Annotated in this window: 18 protein-coding genes; 1 reads left to right on the top strand and 17 read right to left on the bottom strand. The window is 38.9% G+C overall.

Going from position 1 to position 26,986, the window contains the following annotated elements:
- Positions 1-32 precede the first annotated feature (32 nt).
- The 10 genes from H4J70_RS07955 to H4J70_RS08000 form a co-directional block, all read right to left on the bottom strand.
- Complete coding sequence (locus H4J70_RS07955) at positions 33-4,334, bottom strand: RHS repeat domain-containing protein (protein ID WP_182250872.1); 4,302 nt, start codon at positions 4,332-4,334, stop codon at positions 33-35.
- 579 nt (positions 4,335-4,913) lie between these two features.
- The gene (locus tag H4J70_RS07960) at positions 4,914-5,228 is read right to left on the bottom strand and encodes a DUF4144 family protein (protein ID WP_182215936.1); all 315 of its coding nucleotides are present in this window, start codon (positions 5,226-5,228) and stop codon (positions 4,914-4,916) included.
- Positions 5,229-5,282: 54 nt separating this feature from the next.
- A complete protein-coding gene (locus tag H4J70_RS07965) occupies positions 5,283-6,731 on the bottom strand; it encodes an NAD(P)/FAD-dependent oxidoreductase (protein WP_220465333.1) in 1,449 nt (482 codons plus the stop codon).
- Between the two features lie 429 nt (positions 6,732-7,160).
- Positions 7,161-7,430 (bottom strand): hypothetical protein, encoded by a 270-nt coding sequence (locus H4J70_RS07970; protein WP_182222612.1) that lies wholly within the window; start codon positions 7,428-7,430, stop codon positions 7,161-7,163.
- Positions 7,431-7,543: 113 nt separating this feature from the next.
- On the bottom strand, positions 7,544-7,954 hold the full coding sequence (locus H4J70_RS07975) for a PaaI family thioesterase (RefSeq protein ID WP_182222644.1): 411 nt from the start codon (positions 7,952-7,954) through the stop codon (positions 7,544-7,546).
- A gap of 139 nt (positions 7,955-8,093) precedes the next feature.
- Positions 8,094-8,474 carry a VOC family protein gene (locus H4J70_RS07980; protein ID WP_070376776.1) on the bottom strand — a complete coding sequence of 127 codons (381 nt, stop codon included), beginning with the start codon at positions 8,472-8,474 and terminating at the stop codon, positions 8,094-8,096.
- A 233-nt stretch (positions 8,475-8,707) separates the two neighbouring features.
- Complete coding sequence (locus H4J70_RS07985) at positions 8,708-10,993, bottom strand: xanthine dehydrogenase family protein molybdopterin-binding subunit (protein WP_182250873.1); 2,286 nt, start codon at positions 10,991-10,993, stop codon at positions 8,708-8,710.
- Between the two features lie 6 nt (positions 10,994-10,999).
- Positions 11,000-11,494: a (2Fe-2S)-binding protein gene (locus tag H4J70_RS07990; protein WP_070376774.1), complete on the bottom strand. Its 495-nt coding sequence runs from the start codon at positions 11,492-11,494 to the stop codon at positions 11,000-11,002.
- Positions 11,495-12,133: 639 nt separating this feature from the next.
- Complete coding sequence (locus H4J70_RS07995; protein ID WP_182250874.1) at positions 12,134-13,027, bottom strand: DMT family transporter; 894 nt, start codon at positions 13,025-13,027, stop codon at positions 12,134-12,136.
- A 103-nt stretch (positions 13,028-13,130) separates the two neighbouring features.
- Positions 13,131-15,059 carry an alpha/beta fold hydrolase gene (locus tag H4J70_RS08000; RefSeq protein WP_182250875.1) on the bottom strand — a complete coding sequence of 643 codons (1,929 nt, stop codon included), beginning with the start codon at positions 15,057-15,059 and terminating at the stop codon, positions 13,131-13,133.
- 476 nt (positions 15,060-15,535) lie between these two features.
- On the opposite strand from H4J70_RS08000, the gene H4J70_RS08005 reads away from it, so the two are divergent.
- The gene (locus H4J70_RS08005) at positions 15,536-16,309 is read left to right on the top strand and encodes a hypothetical protein (RefSeq protein WP_182250876.1); all 774 of its coding nucleotides are present in this window, start codon (positions 15,536-15,538) and stop codon (positions 16,307-16,309) included.
- Positions 16,310-16,450: 141 nt separating this feature from the next.
- Here the strand turns inward: H4J70_RS08005 and H4J70_RS08010 are convergent, their stop codons facing one another.
- From H4J70_RS08010 to H4J70_RS08040, 7 genes are all read right to left on the bottom strand, one after another.
- Positions 16,451-17,860 carry an aldehyde dehydrogenase family protein gene (locus H4J70_RS08010; protein WP_182222617.1) on the bottom strand — a complete coding sequence of 470 codons (1,410 nt, stop codon included), beginning with the start codon at positions 17,858-17,860 and terminating at the stop codon, positions 16,451-16,453.
- 59 nt (positions 17,861-17,919) lie between these two features.
- Positions 17,920-19,560, bottom strand: coding sequence for an acetolactate synthase large subunit (locus H4J70_RS08015; RefSeq protein ID WP_404842491.1), 1,641 nt, complete (start codon positions 19,558-19,560; stop codon positions 17,920-17,922).
- 166 nt (positions 19,561-19,726) lie between these two features.
- Positions 19,727-22,846 carry an efflux RND transporter permease subunit gene (locus H4J70_RS08020; protein ID WP_182250877.1) on the bottom strand — a complete coding sequence of 1,040 codons (3,120 nt, stop codon included), beginning with the start codon at positions 22,844-22,846 and terminating at the stop codon, positions 19,727-19,729.
- Between the two features lie 2 nt (positions 22,847-22,848).
- Positions 22,849-24,435, bottom strand: coding sequence for an efflux RND transporter periplasmic adaptor subunit (locus tag H4J70_RS08025; RefSeq protein ID WP_182250878.1), 1,587 nt, complete (start codon positions 24,433-24,435; stop codon positions 22,849-22,851).
- The gene (locus H4J70_RS08030) at positions 24,432-25,901 is read right to left on the bottom strand and encodes a TolC family protein (protein WP_182250931.1); all 1,470 of its coding nucleotides are present in this window, start codon (positions 25,899-25,901) and stop codon (positions 24,432-24,434) included. The genes H4J70_RS08025 and H4J70_RS08030 overlap by 4 nt, the downstream gene beginning before the upstream one ends.
- A 286-nt stretch (positions 25,902-26,187) precedes the next feature.
- Entirely contained in the window at positions 26,188-26,631 is a 444-nt protein-coding gene (locus H4J70_RS08035) for a CopL family metal-binding regulatory protein (RefSeq protein WP_310733792.1), read from the bottom strand.
- Positions 26,632-26,676: 45 nt separating this feature from the next.
- Positions 26,677-26,952, bottom strand: a complete 276-nt coding sequence (locus tag H4J70_RS08040) for a metal/formaldehyde-sensitive transcriptional repressor (RefSeq protein WP_182242684.1) — start codon at positions 26,950-26,952, stop codon at positions 26,677-26,679.
- Positions 26,953-26,986: the final 34 nt, after the last annotated feature.

Here is a 26,986-nt window from a genome sequence, read left to right on the forward strand (position 1 = left end):
ATTCTTATCCCCAACAAAATCAGCATTTGAAACTATGAAACTATGAAATTGTGATTGGCAACCATACCAATAACAGGATTATTAATTGGCCTACTAACTAGAAATGAAGCTTCACCAGTAGGATCTATGTACTTATAAGGATTATTATTGGCATAAGCATAACGGTTAAAACTATGAATATCACGAAATCCTATCGGATCATTTGAGTAAAAACGCCCGATAACTGGATCATAGTATCGTGCTTGCATATAACTTAGGCCAATATCAGTATCGAACTTATGTCCGGTATAACCTACATCATCACTTTGTGTTCCAATCGTTTCACCAAAAGGTTGATAGTGTAGAGTTTTTATAATCACTCCCGCTAAGTTACTAAATGCCGCGGGACTGCCTAAATAATCAGTATGAATGAATTCTACACTGGAATTTTTTGTAGCGACTAATTTACCACCTAAACGGTAGTAATCTTTGTTAACACCACCAACTTTTCTAAACATTAGCTGACCAGATAAGCTGTACATCGAATAACTTAAGCCTGAACCATCGTTTGTTTTCACTCTTCGGTTATGGCCATCATAAACATAAGTATTGCCACTTGCTTCGTCCATTTGACCGGCAACATTATACGAAAAGCTATCATGACCATTTGAAGTGACATTCCCTCTACTGTCGTAAAGAAAGTTATATGATTTACTTCCTGTGGTGTAATTTAAACGGTTTAAGCTGTCATAAGCATACCCAATCGATTTAGAACCTATTTTATAGTAGGTAATATTACCTTTGGTGTCGTAATTAACATCTCCTGTACCCGAGTAACTATCGGTGATCAGGTTTAACCTATCAAGCCCGTCATAGGTTGCTTTTAAGTCATAGGCATTATTTTTTTGGTCATCCCAGAACGTCAAATTATTATTTGAGTCGTAGGTCATGGCTTGTTTTATCGCATAAGTGCCACTTCTTGCATCATAGGTTGAAGCAAGTAAGCCAGCACTGTTTAGCGTAGCAGAATACATAAACCCATTGCCATAATTATGAGACTTAATAGCACCTAATGCATGATACTTAGCATTTGTTGCGTAATTACCCACTCGCAATTGTTGACTTAACGCATTATGCTTGACATTCATCACTTGCCCGCTGGGATAAGTGATTGAACTTTTATTACCTAAATTATCCGTTTGATAAGTTAAGGTGAAGGTATTCCCGTCTATAGATAAGCTTTCAGAGGCCAATCCCCCTAGACTATTGTATGAATAATGACTAGCAACACTGCCCGTATTAAGGGTAATTAACTGACCATTTCTATCATAATAAAAGCTTTTGTTTGCTCTATCATCCTCATATGTCTCAGAAATAGTATTTCCTCTGTACCCATAGAAGTAATTCGTTTTATTTGAACTACTTACTAAACTATCGCACGAGGTGGTGCTAGTGCTAATTGACGTTCCATAAGCTTTCCAGCTTAGCTGTCCGACACTATCAAATGAATAAGCTCTCGGGCCAACATCCTCTCTAACAACTTTACAAAGCTTTTGATAATCATCATAAACGCGGTATTCATGCTCTCCGCCTTGGCTAACGCTGCTAACATTACCGTAGATATTGTAGGCCATACTTGTACTAACACCAGCGGGTGAGCTAATTAAAATAGGCATTGATTGACTAGGTGATGCATAAGACAAATAAGTGGTTGTGGTAACATTGCCTTTATTATCATTAACTTCTACTTTGTCATTAACCAAATATCGATAAGATATTTGACCTGAAATGGCATTGTTATTAACCGTCTTTGGACGCCCTAATCCATCATAGCTGTAATTAACACCATAATAAGTAGACGCAGAACTTGTCTGCTGACTTTGAAAAGTTGGTTTATTTAAGTAGTTAAAGTTTGTTCTTACATACCTTGTTGTATTACTACTATCGCCGTTATCCCACTCTTTTACGGCCAATGGCCTCAATAGTCCATCATAAAAAGTCTGTTTACGGTAGTCACCTTGACTAACCGTTTGAACCGTCATACCTGAAACTGTTCCTGGAACGCCAATACCACCTGATGACTGTGAATATGAAATATTGGTATTTGACCATTCTTCGTCACAAGGGTCTATTAAGGTTAACCGCCCTAAAGTGTTATAGCTGTAGTTTTCACAGTTACCTTCAAAATCCGTTACTCGAGTAACCTGAGCATTGGCATTGACTATTCGATAACCATATTGAGAAACTGTACTGCGGCTCTTAGGCGTCTGAATAGTTCTAGGAATTCCACGATAATAATTTGAATATTTTACCCACTGATTATTGGCATTTCTTGTTATTTTATTAGGTAATCCATTTGATAAATAGGTGTAATTGGTATGCCAACGACCAAAAGAGTATTGGTTAGCGGGTTGTGATTTGTAGATCCCCTCAGCAGAGTGATAAGTCGTTTTTGCTACTTCTTCATAAATAGTACCGTTAAAGACATTTTTTTGATATGGCCGACCAATTAGCCAGTATGTTGGATCATTATTATAGGTGGTTTGAATATATTTATGTTTGTTGCCATTAGCATCATTGTATTGGTGTGCCTGCGTTGGGTTACCATAAATATCATATGAGGTGGTTAGGTGAGTAAAAACATCTTTACCACCTACTCTATAGTATTCTTTTACTTCAGAAGCAATTAACGCTCGGTTTGAATGAGCAACACCACTGCTTAACTCAAATCCCACATTACCAATATTTTGACGAGTAAATGTTTTCTTTGTTTGGAGCAGCATCGCGCCGTTTGTATCAAATTCTTCTACAGCGGCTAAGCTACCGTCTAAGTAACTGGAGTAATCACGGTTATGATAATATTTTGTTCGACTGTTATCTGGAGCTATTACTTGTGTCCATTTATAATCTTTATTATTGATATTGCTCGGTAATGTACCCTTTAATAACATACTACTTTGGATATTTTCATTAGCGGCAAAACCTGTGTTTTCAGAGTAATCATAATTCCATGTCATCTTGGACATTCCCGGTCCATCTAACACTTTTTCAATAATAGACATGGTTGCGTAGCATTGAGGCTGTATATAGGGGCCGTTATTACTGGTAGTGGTTACAAGCGTGTTACTTCTTCCTTGAACTTTTCCTTCAAATTGAAATGTGCCAGTTACACCATCAGGGTGTGTGATACTTGCAGTACTGTTTTTTGGTGTATAATTTATGGTGTATGCACAATCATCCATTTCGTCACCGTTCCTGGTACCAACAGTTGGTTTAGCATTTCTATATGGGCTTAAATCAAAAACCCAGCTTTTACCATCAGGTCGGGTAACAGAATCTAGCCCTTCAGTACTCCCATATGAATATGTCCAATGACGTCCGTTATAAGAAACTTTAGTAATATGATTTAGATGGGATCCCGTTCCATAAGTCATAAAAACTGTTCTGCCATCACTGGACGTTATTGAAGTTAGCTTGTTACCAGAATAATTATACTGAATCCAATTACCGAAACGATCTTCTACTTTTGAAGCCAACATAAAGGCTTGATACCGAGAAGTAACTTTATAATCTCTATAAATACCCTTAGAGGATATTAGTCTCATTTTGTCGAAAGTGTACTTAAGCCCATCGGGTGAGTGACCGATAAAACCTTCGCCATTGCCGCCTGAACGAGTAAAACAATCGAACTTCCAATTAGATTTTGTTTTTCTACCGTTTTTTTCAACTAACTTCTCTTGCCGACCGGGTAAAATAAGAGAGTCACCGTTCCAGTATTCATGAGATTCAAACACGTTACCATGATCAGAAATCCCGCCAGGGTTTAAGGAACCAGAGCATTCTTTGCCTATTCCCCATGAACCTGAATACCGAGAACCATTAAAAAGTAGTGTGGTATGAATCGCGGGAATTTCAAGTAACCAATCATCAAAAAAAGCTGAATTATAAGCAGTTAAACCAGCAGCTTCAGGATAGAACTTTCGAGCTATGACAATGTCGGGGCCAATCCCTTTAGCCACCAAATCAGTATGGCTAAATCCAATCGTGCCAGAGTTAAGGTCAATATGCTCGCCGAGTAAGTCGGTTGTATAAGGCGTAACAGAATCTTTTACAGACATACGCGCTAAGATATCTTCATTGGCAATACCATAAGCATCCCCACCACCAGGTTCGTCTCCGGGATCACCACCGCTAGGAGGAGCTAAAGCAGACATTTTTGTTGATGACTTGTGCGTTGTTGGTAAGTTTTGGCTAACAATTGCTGAAGTAATTTCCGCAGTCATTGCTTCATTGAATGGAATTTGTTTAGCAAATGCCATTATAGGTAAAATTAATGCTATCGTTAAATATCTCATAGAAATCCCTTATCTATTAATAATTACAACAATATTCAGTTACTTATTTTAATAACTTATAAATAAAAGTTAAAAGACAGCCAATAAATTAACCAGGTACACCCAAACTAATCTACTTTTTCGAACGCTGGTTAAAAGATTATTTCATTTTATTTAAAGCTGTAAATGCTTAAGTCTTCCAATTTCAAATAATGAAATATTCGCATAACTTTTTGTTTACTTGTTTGTATGGATATTAAGAGCTGTATATTATCCATACAAAAGTAAATTAAAAGTTAATATAACGTAAACATAAAATAAATATAGTTGCTAAATATCGCTAAAGCAATTTATGCGTAGACATTAATGAGAGAAAAGAAATAAAGTTATGCATGTGTATAAAGTTTTATAAAAGGCGTATTTATAAAATAATTTTATGTGTTTGATATCATGAGTTAATTAACAAAATGATGATGCTATTAAATAAATAATAGCGTGTAATAATAGGCATTTATTATGTTTTATATAAAAAAATCGCTAATTAACCCTAATAGATAGGCTTTAAGGGAGTTGTACCACTCATTAGCTGTTCACTTTGATTTAATAGCGTAGTGAATTAATAGCATCTGCTACTGTTAAGAAATATATTTTAGTGAGACAAAGCTCCGCCTTACTAAACTCATGAGCACGGATCAAATCTAAAACTTCCGCTATAATGACTGTTCGCCCTGTTTTAACTAGCACTCGTTGTTGTGATACACATTCTATTAAATAGCAAACACCCATAGAATCTATAACATAATCCTCATCGCTAAGAATTAAATCCTGACATTCTGAAATAAAATCTAGCGCAGAGGCTAAATATGTAAGCTCATCTTCGCCTTCTAACTTTAAAACACATGGCCAACAGATCATAAAAACTCTCTATAAATATAACGGAAAAAACAAGCCTGCTCAGTCAAGGTTTACTTACAAGCCATCTCTTTGAAGGCAACGGCCCCTGGGTTCATCACCTTCATGAAGCACAGTGTCGGTATGTAGAAACTTTGCCGCTTCTGCAGAATCTTTCACTTTAGAGGCACTGCGCGCTAGCATTTCTTCTTCAAACTCATTGAGTACACTTTCCCTTATGCCAGCATCTCGCCATTGAGATAATGGCCGACATCCTATCGATATGCCTCGTGCAAGCGACAACGCATCGAGAAGCGCTTGATTTGCTCCCTGTCCTTTGAATGGGCTCATCGGGTGAGCCGCATCACCAATGAGCGTCGATTGTTGCCCTTGCTGCAATAACTCAGCTTCGAGTAATGGCCGGTCATACACGGGATAACCAGAAACTTGAGCCACCAAGGTAGCAGCTAAAACTTGCGGTATAGGGTCATGCCACTGAGTTCTTCGACACGCTTCGTCTTTTAATGCCTGAGGACCTTTAGCGCTTAATGCCTTAGCTTCCGCTTCAGGCATCGGAAAACTCAGCTGCCACATCACAGAGTCAGACGCATAAGGCATCATATAAATACGTTCATTACCATTCGCCGTTTGAAAAACAGTCGCTGAGTCCAGCAGTGAACTTTTAAGTCCTTCGAGTGCCGCCAAAGGACAAATACCCAAAATAACAATACAGTCTAAGTAACGTAGAGGTGTTTTATCATCAGTTACCAGTAATTTTCGCACTGAACTGCGAATACCATCAGCGCCAACAACAAGATCGGCCTTGACGCTTTTCAATTCACCTTCGACCTGAAAACTCAAATCAACACCTCCCCCCAGCGACTCCTTATAACCTACTAATTGGTGACACCATTTTACTTGGTTGTCACCGACGAGTTGCTTAAGTAAAGCTAAACGCAAAGATTGGCGAGCGATATGAACATTGGTGCGTTTAACCGACGATTTCACCGCAGAGGGGTGCCACTTTCTGATCCCCCATTCACCAATAACTTTACCCGTGGTGGTATGAACAACATGCCTAGTTGAAATAACGCCTTGGGTTAACACAGAAATGCCAAGCCCTGCTATCGCTCTACTGGCTTGTTGTAATGTCAGTCCGTAACCCTGAGAGCGAGTATCAAAGCCACTGTCTCTTTCATAAAGTGTAAAAGGAATACCGCGGTGTAAACAAGCAACTGCTAGCGCAACACCGCCGATACCGCCGCCGATAATAGCAATATGTGGGTAGTTTTCTTTATCTGCGGTGGTAATATCTTTCGCCTGAACAAGGCCAGTTCCATTGCAATTTAAACAATCAAATAAATGTCCCTTAGGACGAATTGGAGGTGTACCTTCGCTTTGTTTTTGTTCAAATTCATCCAACTGACGCTGATACTGAAGTCGCATTTTTTTGCGTGGTCTTTTATTTTTTTGACCAAGCCCTTGGCACTGCTGACAAATGGTCCAATTAATTTCTTCGTTGTTCAACTTTATAAGTTCCTGTTTATTTGACCTGATTTTAACTTCACTTTTGCGGAAAAATTCGTGTTAACAACTCATGTTAGGGTTAAATGCAAAACGGTACATTTCACTAAGGCTATAACAATTTAATGGCTTACTATATCGTTGCAATTAATAATAGCAGTAATTATTTAGCCATAATTTTGCAAGAAAAACTGATGGGCTAGGATTTTAGACTGCTTTTTATCAAGAAGACATTCATTTGATGAAAACATTAACGCTATAGCGAAAAAACAGTGAATATATGGATTCGATATTCGATAAATACGCCACTTAACGTAGCGACTTGTAATCGAATAATATGTTACTTTTATTTTAGCGTTCAGCTGAGCATGTATAGTACCAACGCCAATGGTAGAGTAATTAATAGCCGATTAAATTAGCAGTCGATAGTGTTTATTCTTGCACAGTTTTACATGTTTTTTGAATGAGCATTGAAACCGACAACGCAATTAATAAGCCCATAAAAAAATAGATGGCGATTAAGTACTTCCCTAAATCAGATGCTTGTATTTCACCATTAACTAATACACATTCACCTTTGCTGTAATTGAAGCTACCACCATTATCTAAGCATTGATCAACCAAAAAGAAATCATTAACTAACCAAATAGCAACAAAACTAATGATGACACCGATAAACTGTGGGATAGAATTTTTTTTCATAAGTTCCTAAAGACATAACAGAAGGTCAAGTAACACGTCATTGTTGATAATAGTGTAATACAAAATGAGGCTCGATCGATAATTATCCCTGCTTCTTTATAGACTTATTTAATTTATCTTGCTTTAGGTATTGAATAAGTTCCAACAACATGTGCAACAGGGTTTACATCACCTTCGGAGTATAAGGATACCTCTCCAACAATGAGTGACTTCCCTATCTTTAGTAAGGTACATTTACCAATAATATCTTTGCTTGAAGAGGGTTTTCTCAGAAAGTTAATGGTTAGGCTGGTGGTCACAGCAAGAGAAACGATGCCTATCTCACCAAGAATAGCCACATATAGAGCACAATCGGCAACGGTCATTAACACGGGGCCAGATACAGTTCCACCTGGCCTTAATTCATCAAAACCTACGGTATGCCTTATTGTTGCTGATTGTTCTCCAACAGCTTCAACAATGCACTTGGCCTGTGGAAACTCTGTTCTCATAAAGTCTGTTACTTCTTGCTTAGTCGCCAAGATAGTTCTCCAAAAAACACTAAACTAAAGGCAAATAATACTACCTGTAAGATGTCTAAAACCGACTATTTCGGACATATTTAAAGCTGTTTTTGCCCTTACTTTTGTAAATTATTATGGTAGTAAAAATTAACAATTATTTTTAAACGATTCGATGAAGCGCACAAATTTTGTTATCTGAGGGATCACGTAAATAAGCGAGATAAATCTTACCTATCGTTCCATCTCTTACACCTGGAAGGTCTTCACACGCACGACCACCATTAGCAACACCCGCTGCGTGCCATGCATCAGCAATAGCGGTACTCTCAGCTGCGAAACCAATAGTAGAGCCATTACCATGACTAGCAGGCTTACCATCTATCGGCTTACTTAGTGCAAAAACTCCGTTTTTGGTAAAATAAAAACAACGACCTTTGGCGTCAATTACACCAGGCTCGTGGCCCATGGCACCAAGAATGGCATCATAAAAAACTTTTGATTGTGCGACATCATTTGCGCCGATCATTATATGACTGAACATTTTTTTCTCCCTATTAATATTAATCAGGCCATTAAAGGCCAATGAACTTGTCGGCTATAATATTTATTTTTTAGTTAGCCAATTTAATAAGACAATTAAGTACTACCTTATCTTTTACTGACTTATAAAAAAAGCCTTTAGTGACGTATTATCGACACAAAAGGCTTTGTTATTATTACCTATGACCATCTTTCTTATTGGCCATATTAGCGATACAAAAAACTAATAATATTTTATGTACTTACTAACGCCGCTGACTTAATAGGTAAATCTCGTACTCTAACTCCTGTTATCTGAAAAATAGCATTGGCGATAGCGGGCGCTATTGACACAACACCAGGCTCACCTAAGCCAACAGGAAACTCTTCGCTTTCAACAAATTCAATATCAAGCTCAGGTACATCATTCATTCTTAATGGAGTGTAAGTGTTTAAGTTAAGATTACTTACTTGACCATTTTCTATCGGACTTTGTTCGTGTAATGCTAAGCTTGTTCCCCATAGCATTGACCCTTGTACTTGAGCTAAAGCGCCATCAGGATGAATAATAACGCCGGCATCAGCAATCATAGTCAATTTCTTAACCGTGATTTTGCCAGAGCTAGGTTCGACATGTACTTGAGCGGCACAAGCCATCCAAGCCGGCATGGTGCGTTCTTGTCCCGAACTTATCGCAACACCAATCGCTTCGTTTTTTCCTAACTTAACATTGGCGGTCTTTTCTTTAAGCCTAGTTAATACATGGGCTAAACGCTTAGCACCACCAACACTTTCGGGTGCTTTACCCGCCTGTTTTCCTAAACCATCAAGCATCGATAAACGAAAATCAATAGGATCCATTTTACTTTGATGCGCTATTTCATCAATAAATGATTCTAATCCCCAAACAATCCAACCCTGCCCTACGGATCTTAACCAACCGGGCAGCATAGTTTGTTGTGCTAGGCTATTATTAGCCACGCGCACACGATGGTTTTCCATGCTGTACCAATGATCTGCACCACTGGTGGAAAACATATCGACACGAATTTTTTTATCTAGACTTTCAGGCATAAACCCTGGCGCCATTGATAAGGTTGGCCAACCCGCAGCAAGTGCGTGTTGCATGCCGGTAAATTTATTTTTTTGATCAAATAACGCTTGAAACGAAACAACCGAAGGCGATCTTGGTTGGTCAAATCTAGAGTCATCTTCTCGGGTAAAGACCATTTTTACCGGTTTGCCAATAGCTTTAGCCGTTAATACAGCTGGAATCGCATAATCGCCAAATAAACGACGACCAAAGCCACCGCCTAAGTATTGCTGATGCATAACAACATTTTCATCTGAAACTTGTAGCGCTTTAGCGATCGCTGGCAAAGTTAACGACTGCCATTGATTACCGGTATAAACATGCCACAGACCATTTTTTTCTTCTACCGTTGCGTTAACTGGCTCCAAAGCAAAATGTAACGCGGTATGGGTGCGGTAAACAGCATTAATAGATTTATCTGCTTTGGCACTCGCCGCTGAAAAGTCGCCGTCATTAATAAACAACCCACCTTCGTTTTCATCAGCAACTAAACGCTCACCTTCTTTAATAATATCTTGCTCGCTAACTTTGGCTGTTTTACCCGCTTGATAGCTTACTTTTAACGCATCGCCGGCTTTAATCGCGCCGTAATAAGTATCGGCCTCGACACTCACCCAGCCCTGAATGTTTTCACTTGGGTCTTGCAAAATATGATAGCCAAGATAACCTTTAACCTTTTTAGCCGCACTATCATCAACATTGGTGACCTTAGTGCCATAACGTGTTGGTGGAACAATAGGTCGAGCATAAACCATCCCTTCCAACTCAACATCAATACCATAAACCGCCGAGCCATTGGTTTTATCGGGAATATCGAGGGCTAAACTAGGCTTGCCGACTAATGTTCTTTTACTGGCTGGTTTTAAGGGTAAGGCATCAATTTCTTTTGGTGTAAAGACACGATTAAAGGTGCCCTGAGTGACAATTTCACCAAAACTTAACGATTGTTCTTGATAAATTACTGCACCATTTTCAACACGACATTGCTCTGCTGGGCAATTCAATATTTTTGCCGCGGCTTCTATTAGCGCAATACGACCGGCTGCCCCAGCCTGAGAAAGTGGCTTAAACGTTTGAAATACTGACCAAGAACCGCCCGTGACCATATAACCCCATTTAGGGTCAGTGTCTACATGAGTAATAGAGACTTTAGACCAATCTGCGCCTAACTCATCCGCCACAACACGTGCGAGTGCCGTACCAATATGCTGCCCCATTTCTGCCTTAGCAATATTAATGTTCACATCGCCCTGTGGGTTAATTTCAAACCATACAGTTGGCGAAAACAATTTATTTTTTAGAGTTTCTTGTGGGCTTTGCCCGATATTGGCGGCGCTAGCTAGGGGTGCGAAAGCCATTAATAATGTACTACTGACCGTACCAACTAAAAAACGACGGCGAGATAAGCTGACATTGTTTTTTGCATCTTTAATATTTTGCATTGTCATACGCCTTTATGATTGTTGGGTTGAAGAGCGTGGATCAAACGTTTGTACATCGGCTGACATAACATCTGCAGCACTTTTAATAGCGCTTTGAATACGGATATAGGCCATACAACGACATAAATTGCCGCTCATATGATCAACAATTTCTTGGTCACTTGGCGAAGTATTACTGGCTAGCAAAGTTGCGGCCTGCATAATTTGTCCAGATTGACAGTAGCCGCACTGAGGTACTTGTTCATCGATCCAGGTTTGCTGCAATGGATGATTGTTGTCTAAACCTTCAATCGTGGTGATATTTTTATTTGCGGCGGCTATTAATGGAAAAGAGCAGGTTCTGATCGCCGCACCATCGATATGTACAGTACAAGCACCACACATTCCAATACCACAGCCAAATTTTGTGCCTTTAAAACCAAATTCATCACGGATAACCCATAATAAAGGCGTGTCTTCCTCTGCAGTAGAGGAAACATTTTTCCCATTTAACTTGAATGCAATCATAACTTTCTCTCCAAAACTGAGCTAAAAAATTATCAACTCATCTATTTATTAAGTACACCACTTATTAAAGTAGCTGATTTTTATTTCTGATTATCTCTGTATTAACAGATTGAATTATTTTCAACAGCGCAAACTTCTACCTTAAGATAAACTTTGAACAACTTATTGATAATTATATAATGATGCGTTTATTTATAGTTAACTTATGCCTAAAAGATCAAAAGTTTGAGCAATAATATTTATTACTACCTTCATAGGTTAGCACCTTAGGTTTATTTTTCCTCATTAAGGGAAAATATTAAACTAAGCTAAGCGTTCGCCATTAGAATTAGCGCTGTTTTCGACGGGACCGCTATCACCAAAAAGGTACAATAGTACAAAATTACTATTATTGTAGTCACTTAGTTTAAGAATGTCGCATACGATCGAACCCTATAACTGTACTATTGGGCTATTTCGGTACTATTGAGCTTTCGTGCGATGCTGCACAGTGATGTGGATCAATCCCACTTAACCCTTGGGATTATCGGTTGTATGAATGAGGCGGTTAAACGATTATCAATGGCGATGTGCATTAATGTTAAGCTAAGACGCTAACTTTTCAATAATGGTCAGCTGAGTGCTGATTAAAAACATGCATTAAGTGATGGGTGGCTTCTTTGCTGCTAACTGAACAAAATAGTATCGACCTAAGATCACCGTTAAAATACCACCAAGCACTAAAGCGGATGACTCAACCAAACGTAATGTAATCAGTTCATTGGCAAACAGTATTCCGCCTGCAGCAGCAATAACAGGTACAAACAACTGCACAACAGCGGCTTGTGTAACAGAGAGTCCGCGCAGCGCTATATACCAAACAAAATAGCCTATGCCAGAAGCTATACCACCAGACAATACCGCAAGTAATATCCCCATTGGTGTTATATGAGCATCATTAAGTCCAAAAATTATCAGTATTAAAATAAAAGGAGATGTTCTCATAAAATTATAGGCGGTATCACTAAGTGGATTTTTAGATGTTCTGCCAGCAAGGGTATAAAGTCCCCAAGCAATACCTGAAACAGCCATAAGTATAAAGCCTTTAAATGATGGTGTTACTAGGCTCGGCACGATTAAATAAACAAAGCCAGAAAATGCAATAATGAGTCCTACCCATTCAGTAAAATGAAGTTTATTACCTGAAATTACACTCGCCATAATCATCGTTATTTGTACTGCGCCAAATAAAATCAGTGCGCCTGTTCCTGTATCTAATGAGATATAGCCAAATGAAAAAGCGATAGCATAAATAAAGAGCATACCTGCCGCCAACCAACTGCCTTTAGATTTAGGTTTTATTTCATTTGATTTACGTGTTAGTTGCAGCACAATAATTAATATAATAATGCCCGAAAGAAGCCGTATAATCGTAAAACTGCTTGCGTCAATGGCATTATCACCTAATGCTAACCTACATAGCACAGAGTTTGCCGCAAACGCTAAAAGGGCAAAAATAGTACTCGCAATAATTTTTATAAAATTGATGTTCAAAAAAAATCCCACTTAAAAACACTAGATTACTGACTTAGGTAATATCTTGGCTGCAATTAGCCTGTAAATCTCCCTTATACCATTGTGCACAAGGGAGCAGCCATTATAAAGTAACCGGATTATGTTTGTTTAGAAATTGAAGAACTTTTTCATGATATATAATTCGGTTGTCAGACTTATAAAAATTATGCCCTTCATTTTCAATTTCAAACCATTCGTACGACTTGTTATGCTTCTTTAATTGCTTAAGTAATACTTCTGCTTGCTCTAAAGGTGTTCTGTCATCCTTGGTGCCATGTACTAATAAAACGGGCGCTTTTAATAAATTAATCTTATGAATGGGTGAATGGTCTTTTTGGATGTTTTCTAGACCGACTCTTTTAATTAATATTTTCGCTACCTCAGGCTCTTCGTGATCAACCAATAATGGCAAGTCATAAACCCCTGATCGAGCAACAGTACACTTAAACAGATCAGGTGCAATAATGCTGCTTTGAATAGCACTATAACCGCCAAAACTTGCGCCCATGATGCAGAGACGGCTTTTATCTATGTATTTTTTGTCGACCAAATAATTGATGCCATCTAAAATGTCATACTGAATTTTATCTCCCCATTGGCCAAAACCAGCGGCTTCAAATTTCCAACCTAAACCTGTTGAACCACGATAGTTAACCTGAACCACTGCATAGCCTCTCGAAGCTAATAATTGAACTTCTGGATTAAATCCCCAATAATCTCGAGCATGTGGGCCACCGTGAACTAAAACAACAGCAGGTACTGCGGCAGTAGTCGTTTTTGTTGGTAAGGTTATATATCCTTGAATGGGGGTGTTATCTCTTGCGTTAAATTTAAACGAGTATTGCGGATGTAATTTTTTAGTATCAATACCCTTCTTGCTATGTGCAACGTAACTCAACTTATTTGTTTCACGGTCAAATAAATACCATAAGGTCGGTTGAATGTCGCTCGAAAGAGAGATTAAGGCTTTTGTCTCAAATGTCTTATCCCAGCTAACGTTAATGTGATAACCGGCAAATTGTCCTAAGAAGTCCGAAAGTTTTTCAGCCATAGGATGCTTTTTATCTAAAATTTTATATTGCGGGTACTCGTCAAAGTAAGAGACGGCAAAAGGTCTACCTTGATTATCTAAGTAAAGCCATTTGGTATCATAACCATCCACGGTATATAACGTCGATAATTGCTCAGTTTTTGGATTAAATAAACAAATAGAAATAGTATCGTTACCACAATAATCACTTACCACTAGTTGCTTTTGATCTTTATAAGTACTGATAATAGATAAGCTAGAGCTTGCATTTTTAGGTTTATAGTACAACCAAGACTCATCATCAAAATCATAACGCGCGATAGTAATATCATCATCTTCCGTGTTGCTGCTAAGCCATAACTCTTGGCTTTCATCGAAGTAATCTAGCTGAGTCGTTTGATGGTTTGCCTTGCTATCTTCAATTTTTGCTAACGTTTCTATTTGACCCTCATATATATTTAACTTAAAAACCCACATACCTTTATCATTATATTGTGACGTTGAAATAATGATATGTTCGGGGTCATCCTTTAACATGCTGATTATTTCAGGATGCGCCAAATGTTTTTCGTAATCGTGGTCTTTAGTGCCTTTTTTTATTTTTCCTCGACGAACAAGTGAACGGACACCAAAAATAAAGTCACCTTCATCTTCATCTATATTAATGCTATATATTTCACCATAGTAGCCCTTCCTCTCTTGATTTCTTTTTTTACTGGCAAGAAAAACCAGTAATCTTTCATTATTTGCCCATCGGTATTGACCGACACTGTCTTTATTGGCAAAGGAAATTTGATTAATCGCTTTCATCGTTTCAACAGCAACGATGATAAGAACAGGCGTCCCTTTTTGATCTTGGATCAAAGCAAGATGTTTACCATCAGGAGATAAACTAACATCACGGTAATCGTCTTCCTCAAAGAGTGTATTAATATCGAGGTTTTTTACCGCTAGTTTGTTTTCTATATTTTTATTTTCCAACGCGATAGCCATGGAACAGTAACTGAAAAACATGAAAACTAATGTCAGTATTTTTTTTGTTTGGGGATACACAGAACATCCTTTTATTATTATATTTCTGTTTATTATATCCTTGCGTTTTAATAAAGGGCAATATTTATTCGACAGTTTTACCATAGCCTTTATAGCTAACTTATTATAATAAAATGAGTTTTTATTAAGCATCCATAACGCTTGCTTGGATAAAACGGTGAAGTAATAAATAGCCGCAAAATTTCTGGCTTTACCGACAAGCCAAGTAACAGTAACTCAAACGGTTAAAGCACAAAATTATTGCATGAACATGCCTCAATAAATGGCTTTTATTTAATTTTTCACCTACACTTTTGATGAATCAACTCAAATAATAATACGACTACTTCGTATTATTACTCTTCCATATTCCATTTAGTTGTTGGCGGTTGTCATGGATGAACAATCATACAAAGGAAGCCAACATGACTAAAAATCTAAAAGTAATATTATTTTATTTTGTACTATTAACCTTGTTCTTAATGTTAAGTTGGGTGTCAGTACCGGTAAGTGCAGAAGAAAAATCAGTAAAAAACATTGCTAATGTGTGGTTATTTGTACCAAAACCAGGACAAATAGCTAATTTTGAACAAGCGTTTATAGACCACATTGCCTATCGAAAATTAATGAAAGACCCACGAAGCTGGTCTGTTTATCAAGCTGATATGGGGGCAAATATGGATGCTTACATCGTTCGGTCTTGTTGCAATACTTGGTCAGAGCTTGATGATTACCGTCAGTGGAACATTCAAGCGAAAGCCTCTGAAAACTGGCGTAAGAATGTCAGCAAATATATTTCTCATTATGAACACCACCGCGCTGAAAATGATCTAAACAACAGTCATTGGCCAGCAGATGTTACTTATAAATATATCGGTGTTAATACCTATCAGCTGAAGTTAGGACACAGCGAAGCTTTAGAAAAAGATAAGAAAATCATCAGTGATGCGGCTAAAAAAGAAAATTGGCCATATAATTGGTTATGGTATGACACAGTCAATGGCACACTTGAAATGAGTCTGGCTATCCCTTACATGACCTATGGAGCTATGGCGCCACCAGATATTAAGTTTAGTAAATTACTAGCTAAACATTTGGATAGTCCAAAGAAAGCTAAAAAAGTACTGCAAAGATGGTCATCACACTTTGATGAAATTTCTTATAACATTTACATATTACGTGAAGATTTATCGATGTAAGGTATTTGATGACTAGGCGCCGAATGAAAGTGCGTATAGAGCGAATAAAAAAGCGTCTTTGGTAACAACTAAAGACGCTTTTATTTTATAAAGACTATTTATTTCACTATATTAAAGCTCACTGTATTAGCGCTTACTGTATTAGAGCTTAATAACGGCCATCTTATCCTGAGACATATCATGCATAGTGTAAGCTATGCCTCCGGTATTATATCCTGAACTTTTGCGCCCAGCGAAAGGCATCCAATCAACCCTAAAGGCAGTATGGTCGTTGACCATTACAGCTGTAGCGTCTAATTCCTGTATCGCCTTCATCGCAACATCAAGATTCTTGGTAAACACCGATGCCTGAAAAGCATAGTCTAGTGAATTAGCCTGAGCAATAGCCTGGTCAATGTCATCATAGCCATAAACACAAATGACTGGACCAAAAACTTCCATGTTTGAAACTTTTGCATCGACTGGCGGTTCAAGCAGTACTGTTGGCGCATAAGTAGTATCACCCAAGCGTTTACCGCCGGTAACAAGTGTTGCGCCACCAGCCACGGCTTCATTAACCCACTCTTCAACACGATCGACTTCTTTGGGACGAATTAATGGCCCACATTCGGTTGTTTCATCAATAGCGTTACCGACAACGAGCTTTTCAGCGCCATCAGCTAGCATTTTTGCAATGGCTTGAGCTTTATTTCGAGGCGCAAAAATACGTTGTACAGAAACACATACTTGCCCCGAATGATAAAAACCACCTTTAAGCAAACTCGGGATCATTGCTGCAATATCGGCACTTTCTTCGATAATAACCGGGGCAACGCCACCATGCTCTAATGCACAGCGTGTTCCTGGCGCTAATTTAGAACGTAACATCCAACCAATTTTGGCTGATCCAATAAAACTAAAAAAGGCGACGCGAGGGTCAGTGATCATTCTTTCAGACGTGGATGTCTCGCACGTAATAAAGCGACACCACTGAGGTGGTAATCCCGCTTCATGCATAATATCAACGAACACCTGACAAGATAATGGTGTATCTCGAGCCGGTTTAACTAACACCGGACAACCTGCAGCTATCGCAGGAGCTACTTGATGAACAATTAAATTTAATGGGTGATTAAAGGCTGAAACAGCAACCACAACTCCAATAGGCTCTTTACTGGTAAAAGCAATTCGCCCCGCTCCAGCTTCAGTTAAATCCATCGGTATTTGCTTACCTGTTAATGCCGATATTTCTTTTGCGCAAAGCTCTACACCATCGATAGCTCGAGTAACTTCTACACGAGCATCGACCAGCGGCTTTCCGCCTTCACTTGCGATGAGTAACGCTAATTCATCAGCTCGTTGTGAGATTAACACCGCCGCTTTTTTAAGAATACTTATCCGCTTAAAGGCAGGTAGCCATTGCTTACGATCTTTGAAGAGTTGCTGGGCAGTCTCTAAATATTCATCAATTTTATCCCACGTTACCGTTGGAACTGAACCTACATAAGTTTGGTCATAAGGGTTAACCACATCGAGTGTTTCAGCGGTACTATTTTTGTCTAAGTCGGCCATAATCTGCTCTTTATTAAGTTAAAAAATGCTTGCTGACAAGCGATATTAAGACAAAAGGTTTATATTAAACAAACCTTTGCTGCCAATTCATCAATCAATACCCTTTGATTCTCAGAGTAATCAACGGGTAGTTCAACAAGATGAACACCTCCCGCTGAGAATGCTTTTTCATAGGTAGCAATGATATCTTCAGCAGAGGTAACTCTGTGCCCTGTTGCGCCGTAACTTTCTGCGTATTTAACAAAATCAGGGTTATTAAATTCCAAGCCCCAATCTGCAAAGCCAGAGCTGGCTTGCTTCCAACGGATCATTCCATAAGAGTTATCATTTAACACGGTGATCACTAGATTCAAGCCTAATCGAATTGCTGTTTCTAATTCTTGTGAATTCATCATAAAACCGCCATCACCGCATATTGCCATCACACGTCGGTCAGGGTTTAACATTGCTGCCATCATACCTGATGGCAAACCAGCGCCCATTGTAGCGAGGGCATTATCGAGTAGTACCGTATTAGGTTGATAAGCTTTATAATTACGGGCAAACCAAAGTTTGTACATACCGTTATCTAAGGCGATGATATCTTTTTCACCCATGACTTTTCGAATGTCTGCAACAAAGCGCTGAGGAATAATAGGAAAGCGATTATCGTCAGCTCCTTCTTCAAGATGCTCATCTATGGCGAGTTTTACCTTATCAAAATAACTTCTATCAAACTTTACTTCTCCTGCTAACTTATCTTTTAAAGCAGTCACAGACGCCGCGAGATCACCAATAATTTCTGATTGAGGAAAATATACTTGATCAACTTTCGCAGATTTATAGTTAACATGAATAACTTTTTTACCCCCTTGCTCCATAAAAAACGGCGGTTTTTCAATAACATCATGTCCAATATTAATAATTAAATCTGCACGTTCAATCGCACAATGTAAATAATCACCCGATGATAACGCAGCAGTACCTAAAAAGAGACTTGAGCGTTCATCAACAACTCCTTTTCCCATTTGAGTGTCAAAAAAGGGAATACGTGTTGTGTGAACAAGATCACACATTGCCTCTCGAACATTTTGACGATTCGCGCCCGCTCCAATAAGTATTAACGGCATTTTAGCGGCCTTTATTAACGTAACCGCTTCCTCGAGTGCCACCTCATTAGGACCTGCATAATGACGTTTATGGGGTGTCATAATCCCTGCCGTACAATCTTCAGCAGCAATATCTTCAGGCAACTCTAATAATACAGCACCCGGGCGCTCTTCTTCACTGAGACGGAAAGCTTCACGCACTAATGACGGAATCGTATTGCCATGGACAATTTGTTTAGACATTTTGCAAATGGGGTCAAACAAGCCAACTACATCAATAATTTGGAACTGGCCCTGCTTAGATTTTTTAATTGGCTTTTGTCCGGTGATCATAATTAAGGGCATACCACCTAAGTGAGCATAGGCCGCAGGTGTAGCTAAATTTGTTGCTCCTGGGCCTAGTGTTGCCAAACAAACGCCCGCTTTATTAGTCAAGCGTCCATAAGTTGCCGCCATAAATCCTGCGCCTTGTTCATGGCGAGTTAACACTAATTTTATCGACGACTTGCGAAGGGACTCGAGCATATCGAGGTTTTCTTCGCCGGGAACAGCAAAGATATGATCGACTCCTTCGGCTTCTAATGCTTGCACAAATAAATCGGATGCTTTTATTTTGTCATTTTCGTTCATAGTTTTCCCTCATTAGTTTGTACACAATGCTTTATAAAACTTTACCCAACTACCCTACCATCAATGAGACTTAAAAGTACGGGCGCTATTTTAAAACGCCATAACCTCGATGAATATTAGGGTGATTGCTAAACTATTTTTATCGCCACTATTTTATCGATGACGAACGCCATAAATAAAACAGCGTTGGTAAAACCAGTAATGTTAAAATAACCGCGCTCAACATACCGCCAACCATAGGTGCGGCAATACGACTCATCACTTCAGAGCCCGTACCTGTGCCATATAAAATAGGGAGTAAACCAACAATAATAGCAGCAGCAGTCATCATAACAGGACGAACACGCATCCCAGCGCCATGTAAAACAGCCTGTAGTACATCTTCTTTATTAGTGATGATACCTTCTAAGCGGTGTTCACTTAGCATCGATTGGTAAGCCTGATTGAGGTACACCAACATAATAACCCCAATCTCTACAGCAACACCGGCTAACGCAATAAAACCAACGCCAACAGCAACTGAGAAGTTAAAGCCTTCTAAGTACATTAACCAAATGCTTCCTACCATCGCAAAGGGTAAAGTTCCCATAATCATCGCCACTTCAATAACGTTCCTAAAATTCAGATAGAGTAAAATAATAATAATAAATAAAGTTAATGGCACCACATAAGTCAGCTTAGCTTTAGCACGTTGCATATATTCATATTGTCCAGCCCAAGTAATAGAGTAGCCAGCAGGCAAGATTAATTTATCAGCAATCACTTGTTGCGCCGCTTCAACGTAGGTTCCGACATCAACGCCATCAATATCAACAAAAGCCCAGCCATTGAGTCGGGCATTTTCAGATTTAATGCCCGGAGGTCCATTTTCTACGATGATATTGGCAACATCACCTAACGAAATACGTTGTCCGTTTGGCGTCACTATGGGCAGTGAAGATAATTGTTCAGGCGAATCACGATAATCTTGTGGATAGCGTAAATTAACGGGATATCGCTCTAAACCTTCTACCGTTTTAGTAACATTCATTCCACCAATAGCCGTTGCCACCACTTGTTGAATTTCTGCGATATTTAGGCCATAACGAGCAGCTTTTTCTCGCTGGATATCTATTTTAATATAACGGCCACCGGCAACTCGCTCTGAATAAACGGACGCTGTGCCGGGAACATCGGCTAAAATGACTTCTATTTGCTGACCTATTTCTTGAATAACGTCCAGTTGTGGCCCCGCTATTTTTATGCCTACCGGTGTCTTAATACCGGTTGCCAACATATCAATACGCGTTTTAATAGGCATAACCCAAGCGTTGGTTACTCCGGGTAGTTTGACTAACGCATCAAGTTCTTTCTTTAAGCTCTCTGTGGTTACGCCCTCTCGCCATTGGTCATGAGGTTTTAACTGAATAAAAGTCTCTATCATAGTCAGTGGCGCAGGATCTGTTGCGGTTTCAGCTCGACCAACTTTACCAAACACGGTTTGTACTTCGGGGACGGTTTTAATCAATTTGTCGGTTTGTTGAAGAAGTTGACGAGCTTGACCAATAGAAATCCCTGGATAGGTTGTCGGCATATACATCAAGTCACCTTCATCAAGTGGTGGAATAAATTCGCTACCAATTTTATCCAATGGATATATGCCAATAGCCAACACAGCTAATGCCGCAACTAAAGTGATTTTTGGAAAATGTAAAACCTTCTTCAAGGCTGGCATATAAATAAAGGTCAGAAATCTATTAACCGGATTTTTATGCTCTGCTAACACTTTACCGCGAATAAAATAGCCCATAAGTACCGGAACTAAGGTAATAGCTAACGCCGCAGAAGCCGCCATAGCATAGGTTTTAGTAAAAGCGAGTGGAGCAAACATTCGTCCTTCTTGTGCTTCTAAAGTAAATACCGGCACAAAACTGACAGTAATAATTAATAAGCTAAAAAATAATGCCGGCCCGACTTCACTGGCTGATTCTGTGACAATTTGCCAGCGATTTTCTTTTGTTAAGGGCGTTTTTTCCATATGCTTATGCATATTCTCTATCATGACAATGGCGCCATCAATCATCGCACCAATAGCAATAGCAATGCCGCCCAACGACATAATATTCGCGTTAAGCCCTTGCAAGTGCATAATGATAAAAGCGGTTAATATACCTACCGGTAAACTAATAATTGCCACTAAAGAAGAGCGAACATGAAACAAAAAGATAATACACACTAATGCGACTACGCCAAATTCTTCGAGCAACTTGTAGGCTAAATTATCTACTGCACGTTCAATTAAGGCAGAGCGGTCATATACAGGTACTATCTCAACGCCTTCGGGCAAACCTTTTTTGAGTTTTTCCAGTTTATCTTTAACACGATTAATGACTTGCTGTGCGTTTTCGCCAAAACGCATCACCACAATACCACCAACAACTTCACCTTCGCCGTTCAACTCAGCAACACCACGACGCATTTGCGGACCTGTGCCTATATCGGCAACATCTTTTAATAACAGCGGTGTTCCCTTCTCGTTAACCCCTAGCGGAATGTTTTCTAAATCACTGACACTTTTAATATAACCTGTCGTCCTGATCATATACTCGGCTTCTGCCATCTCAACAACTGATGCGCCTATTTCCTGATTACCTTGTTTAATGGCCTGTTGTATATGAGAGAGAGGTATACCAAAAGCACGCAGTTTTTCTGGGTTAATTTGTACTTGATATTGTTTAACCATGCCACCAATAGCAGAAACTTCCGAAACGCCAGGCACGGTTTGTAACTCAAATTTTAAGAACCAATCTTGTAAACTCCGTAATTGGCTTAAATCATGTTGACCAGTTTTATCGGTTAGGGCATACAAATATACCCAGCCCACGCCTGTAGCATCGGGACCCAATTGAGGGCGAGCATCACTGGGTAAGTTTGGGGCAACTTGACTTAAATACTCAAGAACTCTTGAACGTGCCCAGTAAAGATCGGTATCTTCATCAAAAATAACGTAAACATAAGAGTCACCAAAAAATGAATAGCCTCTTACCGTAACTGCGCCGGGCACGGACAACATCGCTGTAGTAATGGGATAAGTAACTTGGTCTTCAACAACTTGTGGCGCTTGACCCGGATAACTTGTTTTTATGATGACTTGCACATCAGATAAATCTGGTAGTGCATCAATAGGCGTTTTGCTGACAGAATATAAACCAGCAGCCACCAGTAATAATGTAGCAAGTAAGACAAAAAATCGATTACCAACAGACCATCGAATAATAGCAGTGATCATCATTATTTCCTTTCGTCGTTAGTCATGTTATTTGTATCGACACCAGGTGCCGACATTGCCATAGCACTAACAATAATAAAATTACCCGCGCGAATTTCAAAGGTAAACATCACATAGGCATTGATTGAAAATAAGGTCATATCAACCTTTTCATCGACAATAAAATCGACTCTATCGGCTTCTCGATCCCATTTCACAATGGCTTCTCGGTCGATAGTCACCATTCGATGATTTACCATGGTCGAAATAACGGTACCATTGACTGTTGCAGAGGAAACACTCTCTTTGATAACGTTATTATTGCTATCACTCATCGTCATCGCTATTGAGTCATTTGAGTCAGACGTTGTTTGTTCCAGCTGATAATGCATACGTTTAAAGTCAGAAGATTTACTCGATTCAGAATCCAATAAGAATTGTGCCGAGCTCACCACTTTATCGCTATCAGTAAGGCCGGTTAGTATTTCAACACTGTCACTGCCATAACGCCCAACAGAAACCTCAACTGACTTAAAACTGCCTTCTCCTAATGCCAAAACAACTCTGTCTTGATTACCCGTTCGAATTAACGCTTCTTTAGGAATAATGAGTGTTCGTTTATCACTTGTTGTATCTATGGCAATTTCTGCAAACATATTAGGCTTAAAGTCACCCGCTTCATTATTAAAACGTAAACGAACTTTCACAGTACGTGTTTTAGCATCAAGTATTGGGTAAATATAGTCCACTTGTCCCTGCCATTTTTGACCCGGTAAATAATCAAGTGTCATGGTAACGGGTAACCCGGTTTTAACTAGACTTGCTTGCCTTTCAAACACCTCAGCCTCAACCCAAACTTCCGATAAATTAGCTACCGACATTAATGTTGTACCTGGCTTTACAAAAAAACCTTCACGGATATTTAGACTTTCAACAACACCGGTTTGTGGTGAATAAAAAGTTATTTTTTGTTGTACTTTTCGCGTTTTCTTTAGTTCTTTAATCGCTAGTTTAGGTAACTGTAGTGCTGATAATCTATTTTCTGCCGCATTAATTAATCGATTATTTTTTCTCTCTAATGCCAGCAGTAGCTCTTCTTGGGCATTAACTAACTCAGGAGAATAAATATCATATAATGGCTGATTTTTTTTAACTGGATCTCCAACAGCTTTAACATAGAGCTTCTCAATCCACCCTTGTACACGAGGGTGAATATGAACAAGCTTATCTTCGTTATAAGTAACATAACCAACGGTATTAATTTGGCTATTGAGCTTTTTATATTGAACATTTACCGTACGTACGCCTAAATTATTAACTACATCAGGTGAAATACGAATGGTGCCGGGACCTTCATCAGGTCCTTTGCCACCGTCATCGTAAACGGGTACTAAATCCATGCCCATCGGTGATTTACCCGGTTTATCTTTGATATAATTGGCATCCATTGGTGCGACCCAATAAAGTGGCACTTTCTCTTTAGACGTAACATCCGAAACTGAGTTACTGCCCGAAGTGATAAGTTTAGTGAGAGCAACAGTCAGCATCCCACCAATAATAATACCAAGAACTAATGGTTTAGCGTATTTGGTTGAGGTAGATGTGCTCATTGTTTTTCTCCCGAAATAATCGTATTTCGTCTACTTTTGTCTAAAGCCAGTTTGCTATTTTTGTTTTGTATAGCGACCGAATTGGCACCGCCAATAAAAAGATAATTAAGCTCAAGCCTTATCTTCTGCTCTTCTACATTAAGTGTTAGCTCGTCGATTTCAGCGTTTAGCACGGCAATACGTGAGCGAACAACTTCTGAAAAGTCGCCATCATCATTGGTATAAGCAGTCAAAGAGGCTTCTGCTTGGTCATGTATTTGTGGTAATAATTTATTTTTATATAAATTTTGTCTGTCGTTTAAGCGCAATAGTCTTCCTTTGGCGCTCGAGTAAGCACCTAGCAGTTGTCTTAGTAATAGTAACTTTTCGGTTTTCACCGCTTCTGCTTGAGATATCGCCGATTGAACTTCTTTGTCTTGTCGGTTTTCAGTAAAAAGGGGGATGTCAAAAGTTACGCCTATAGAGAATAAATCGGCGCGACTTCCTCCCATAGCATCATCGCCACGATAGCCATAACTTGCATTTACACCCCATTCAGTTTTATATTTTTGCTGCGCCAAATTTATCCCTGTTTTGGTCGCAGTCACCTTCTTATCGACAGCAATAACCGCCGGGTGATTTGAAAAATATGGCAGCAACTCTCCTGGTGTAAGCCAATTTTCTTTCAAAACTAAGTGACTATTCATTAACTCTAGTTGCGGTAATTGATGACTGACTACAATATCATGTGAAGAAAAGTCAGTTAGTAATGACGCTTCATCTATAGTACTACCCGTCTTATAAAATGTGTTTAGCCAGGGTAAAAGCATGCCTTCATAGTGATTTTTCTGCTGTGCTAATTTATCTAACCTGTCTTCTAAATAGGTTAATTCTAATTGCGCACGAACAATATCTTGTTGACGAGTTTTACCTAAAGCCGATGAATAGCTTGCAGTTGCTACATCAGCTAACTGTTCAAATAACGATCTATTTTTTTCAATTAAAACAATACTTTGCTGAACTCGATAGGTGTCCAACCATAAACTTCCTACGGTAACCGCAACCTTTGATTCTCTGTCTTTACGTTGATAGGGAAACGCTTCACTTTCAATTTTTAGTTGTTGGCTTTTAATCGCTAGACTGTCGCCACGTGGAAACATTTGTGAAATAGCCACTTTAATTTGCGTCATACCTTCTTGACCAAAGTCAAAACCGTTAGTCGGTAAATTTGCCAAGCCAATTGACATTTTAGGATCGGGTAAGGTACTAGCAGCTGAGCTCATCGATTCAAGAGCGTTTTGTTGATGAACATTCCCCGTTAACCAAGGATCATTTTTTTGAGCGACCTTAACTGCCTTTATAAAAGACAATGGTGGCGGGCTCTTAACCATTTTAACATCAGAGGCGCTGGCAGAAATGACAATCAAAGCAAGCAGCCCTGCACTGTATTTTAAGTAAAACTTACTATTGATGTTGTGATTATTCATCAGCATATTCCTTAATGGAACACCGTTTGTCAGAACCCATGTTAACGGTCGCGTCACAGTAGCAAGTGCAGGCACTTTATTATCTGAGCCAACAGCAAAGTCTGCCATTAATTTTGGTGTGAATTTTTTTGAAAACATAACCCCTCCAAGAGGGATATCAATTAATATTTTTGATTAATTAGGTTTTTTATCAGTGATAAGTTGTTATAACAACGCAATATCAAAAGAGCCTAATACAAGAGTAATGATATAAATGGTCCAAAATTTGGAGGCATTTATCCTGTATTTAGCTTAATATTGGTGGGCGGTACAAAGATGCTGGTTGTTGGCTTAAAGCCAAACTAGAAGAAGAAAAAATCTTAGCTGAAAAATTAGCGACAGGTCCGTTACCTGCAACACCTTTGATAAATGCGATAACCATAGAGCAACCGCCAGCAGAGCATTTACATGAAGACGTACAACAATCTTCTTTTGTATTTTCTGACTGCTCAGTTGAGTCACTAGCCATAATGTGGTCGCTGTGATCCATCATAGACATATCTTGTGGCTGCGCATTCATTACCTTCATACCTATCATTTGATAAGCCATACTAGTAGACGCCATTGCCTGACCAACAAAGGCCAAACATACGAACAATACTATTAATGTTTTAGGGAAAAGAAATCTCAAAGTAGCCAACAAAATATTATGATAATAATAAATGATTACATAACTGTTTTTTTTATTCAATAAAAAATATTAATCACTACTTTTCATCGGTGTTAATTACGGTGATTATTTTAAGTAACTTTTAAGAATAGAAATAACATCTTCTACTTCTGCTAATCGTTGCTCTTTTGTCATATCCTCCGCACCTAAATGCTCTCGTAAATGAGCTTCTAGCACTTCTTTCATCAAACCATTAACCGCACCTTTTATTGCAGCAACCTGTTGCAAAACAGCCATGCAATCGGGCTCTCCTTCTAAAGCAGTCTCTAGAGCAATTGATTGGCCTTTTATTCGTCTAACACGACTAAGCAGCTTTTTATTTCCGGCGGCAGTATGTGACATAAATTTCCTTTACTTGAATTGCAGTATACTAGGG

The sequence above is a fragment of the Colwellia sp. BRX8-9 genome (assembly GCF_014077245.1).
In the GTDB taxonomy this organism is placed as follows: domain Bacteria; phylum Pseudomonadota; class Gammaproteobacteria; order Enterobacterales; family Alteromonadaceae; genus Colwellia_A.

Bases quoted from the DNA above. Each gene is read 5' to 3' on its own strand.
- H4J70_RS08020 (WP_182250877.1), bottom strand. From the start codon at position 22,846: ATGATCACTGCTATTATTCGATGGTCTGTTGGTAATCGATTTTTTGTC.
- H4J70_RS08030 (WP_182250931.1), bottom strand. From the start codon at position 25,901: ATGAATAATCACAACATCAATAGTAAGTTTTACTTAAAATACAGTGCA.
- H4J70_RS08040 (WP_182242684.1), bottom strand. From the start codon at position 26,952: ATGTCACATACTGCCGCCGGAAATAAAAAGCTGCTTAGTCGTGTTAGA.
- H4J70_RS08005 (WP_182250876.1), top strand. From the start codon at position 15,536: ATGACTAAAAATCTAAAAGTAATATTATTTTATTTTGTACTATTAACC.
- H4J70_RS07980 (WP_070376776.1), bottom strand. From the start codon at position 8,474: ATGTTCAGTCATATAATGATCGGCGCAAATGATGTCGCACAATCAAAA.
- H4J70_RS08010 (WP_182222617.1), bottom strand. From the start codon at position 17,860: ATGGCCGACTTAGACAAAAATAGTACCGCTGAAACACTCGATGTGGTT.
- H4J70_RS07960 (WP_182215936.1), bottom strand. From the start codon at position 5,228: ATGATCTGTTGGCCATGTGTTTTAAAGTTAGAAGGCGAAGATGAGCTT.
- H4J70_RS07990 (WP_070376774.1), bottom strand. From the start codon at position 11,494: ATGATTGCATTCAAGTTAAATGGGAAAAATGTTTCCTCTACTGCAGAG.
- H4J70_RS07985 (WP_182250873.1), bottom strand. From the start codon at position 10,993: ATGACAATGCAAAATATTAAAGATGCAAAAAACAATGTCAGCTTATCT.
- H4J70_RS08025 (WP_182250878.1), bottom strand. From the start codon at position 24,435: ATGAGCACATCTACCTCAACCAAATACGCTAAACCATTAGTTCTTGGT.
- H4J70_RS07970 (WP_182222612.1), bottom strand. From the start codon at position 7,430: ATGAAAAAAAATTCTATCCCACAGTTTATCGGTGTCATCATTAGTTTT.
- H4J70_RS07955 (WP_182250872.1), bottom strand. From the start codon at position 4,334: ATGAGATATTTAACGATAGCATTAATTTTACCTATAATGGCATTTGCT.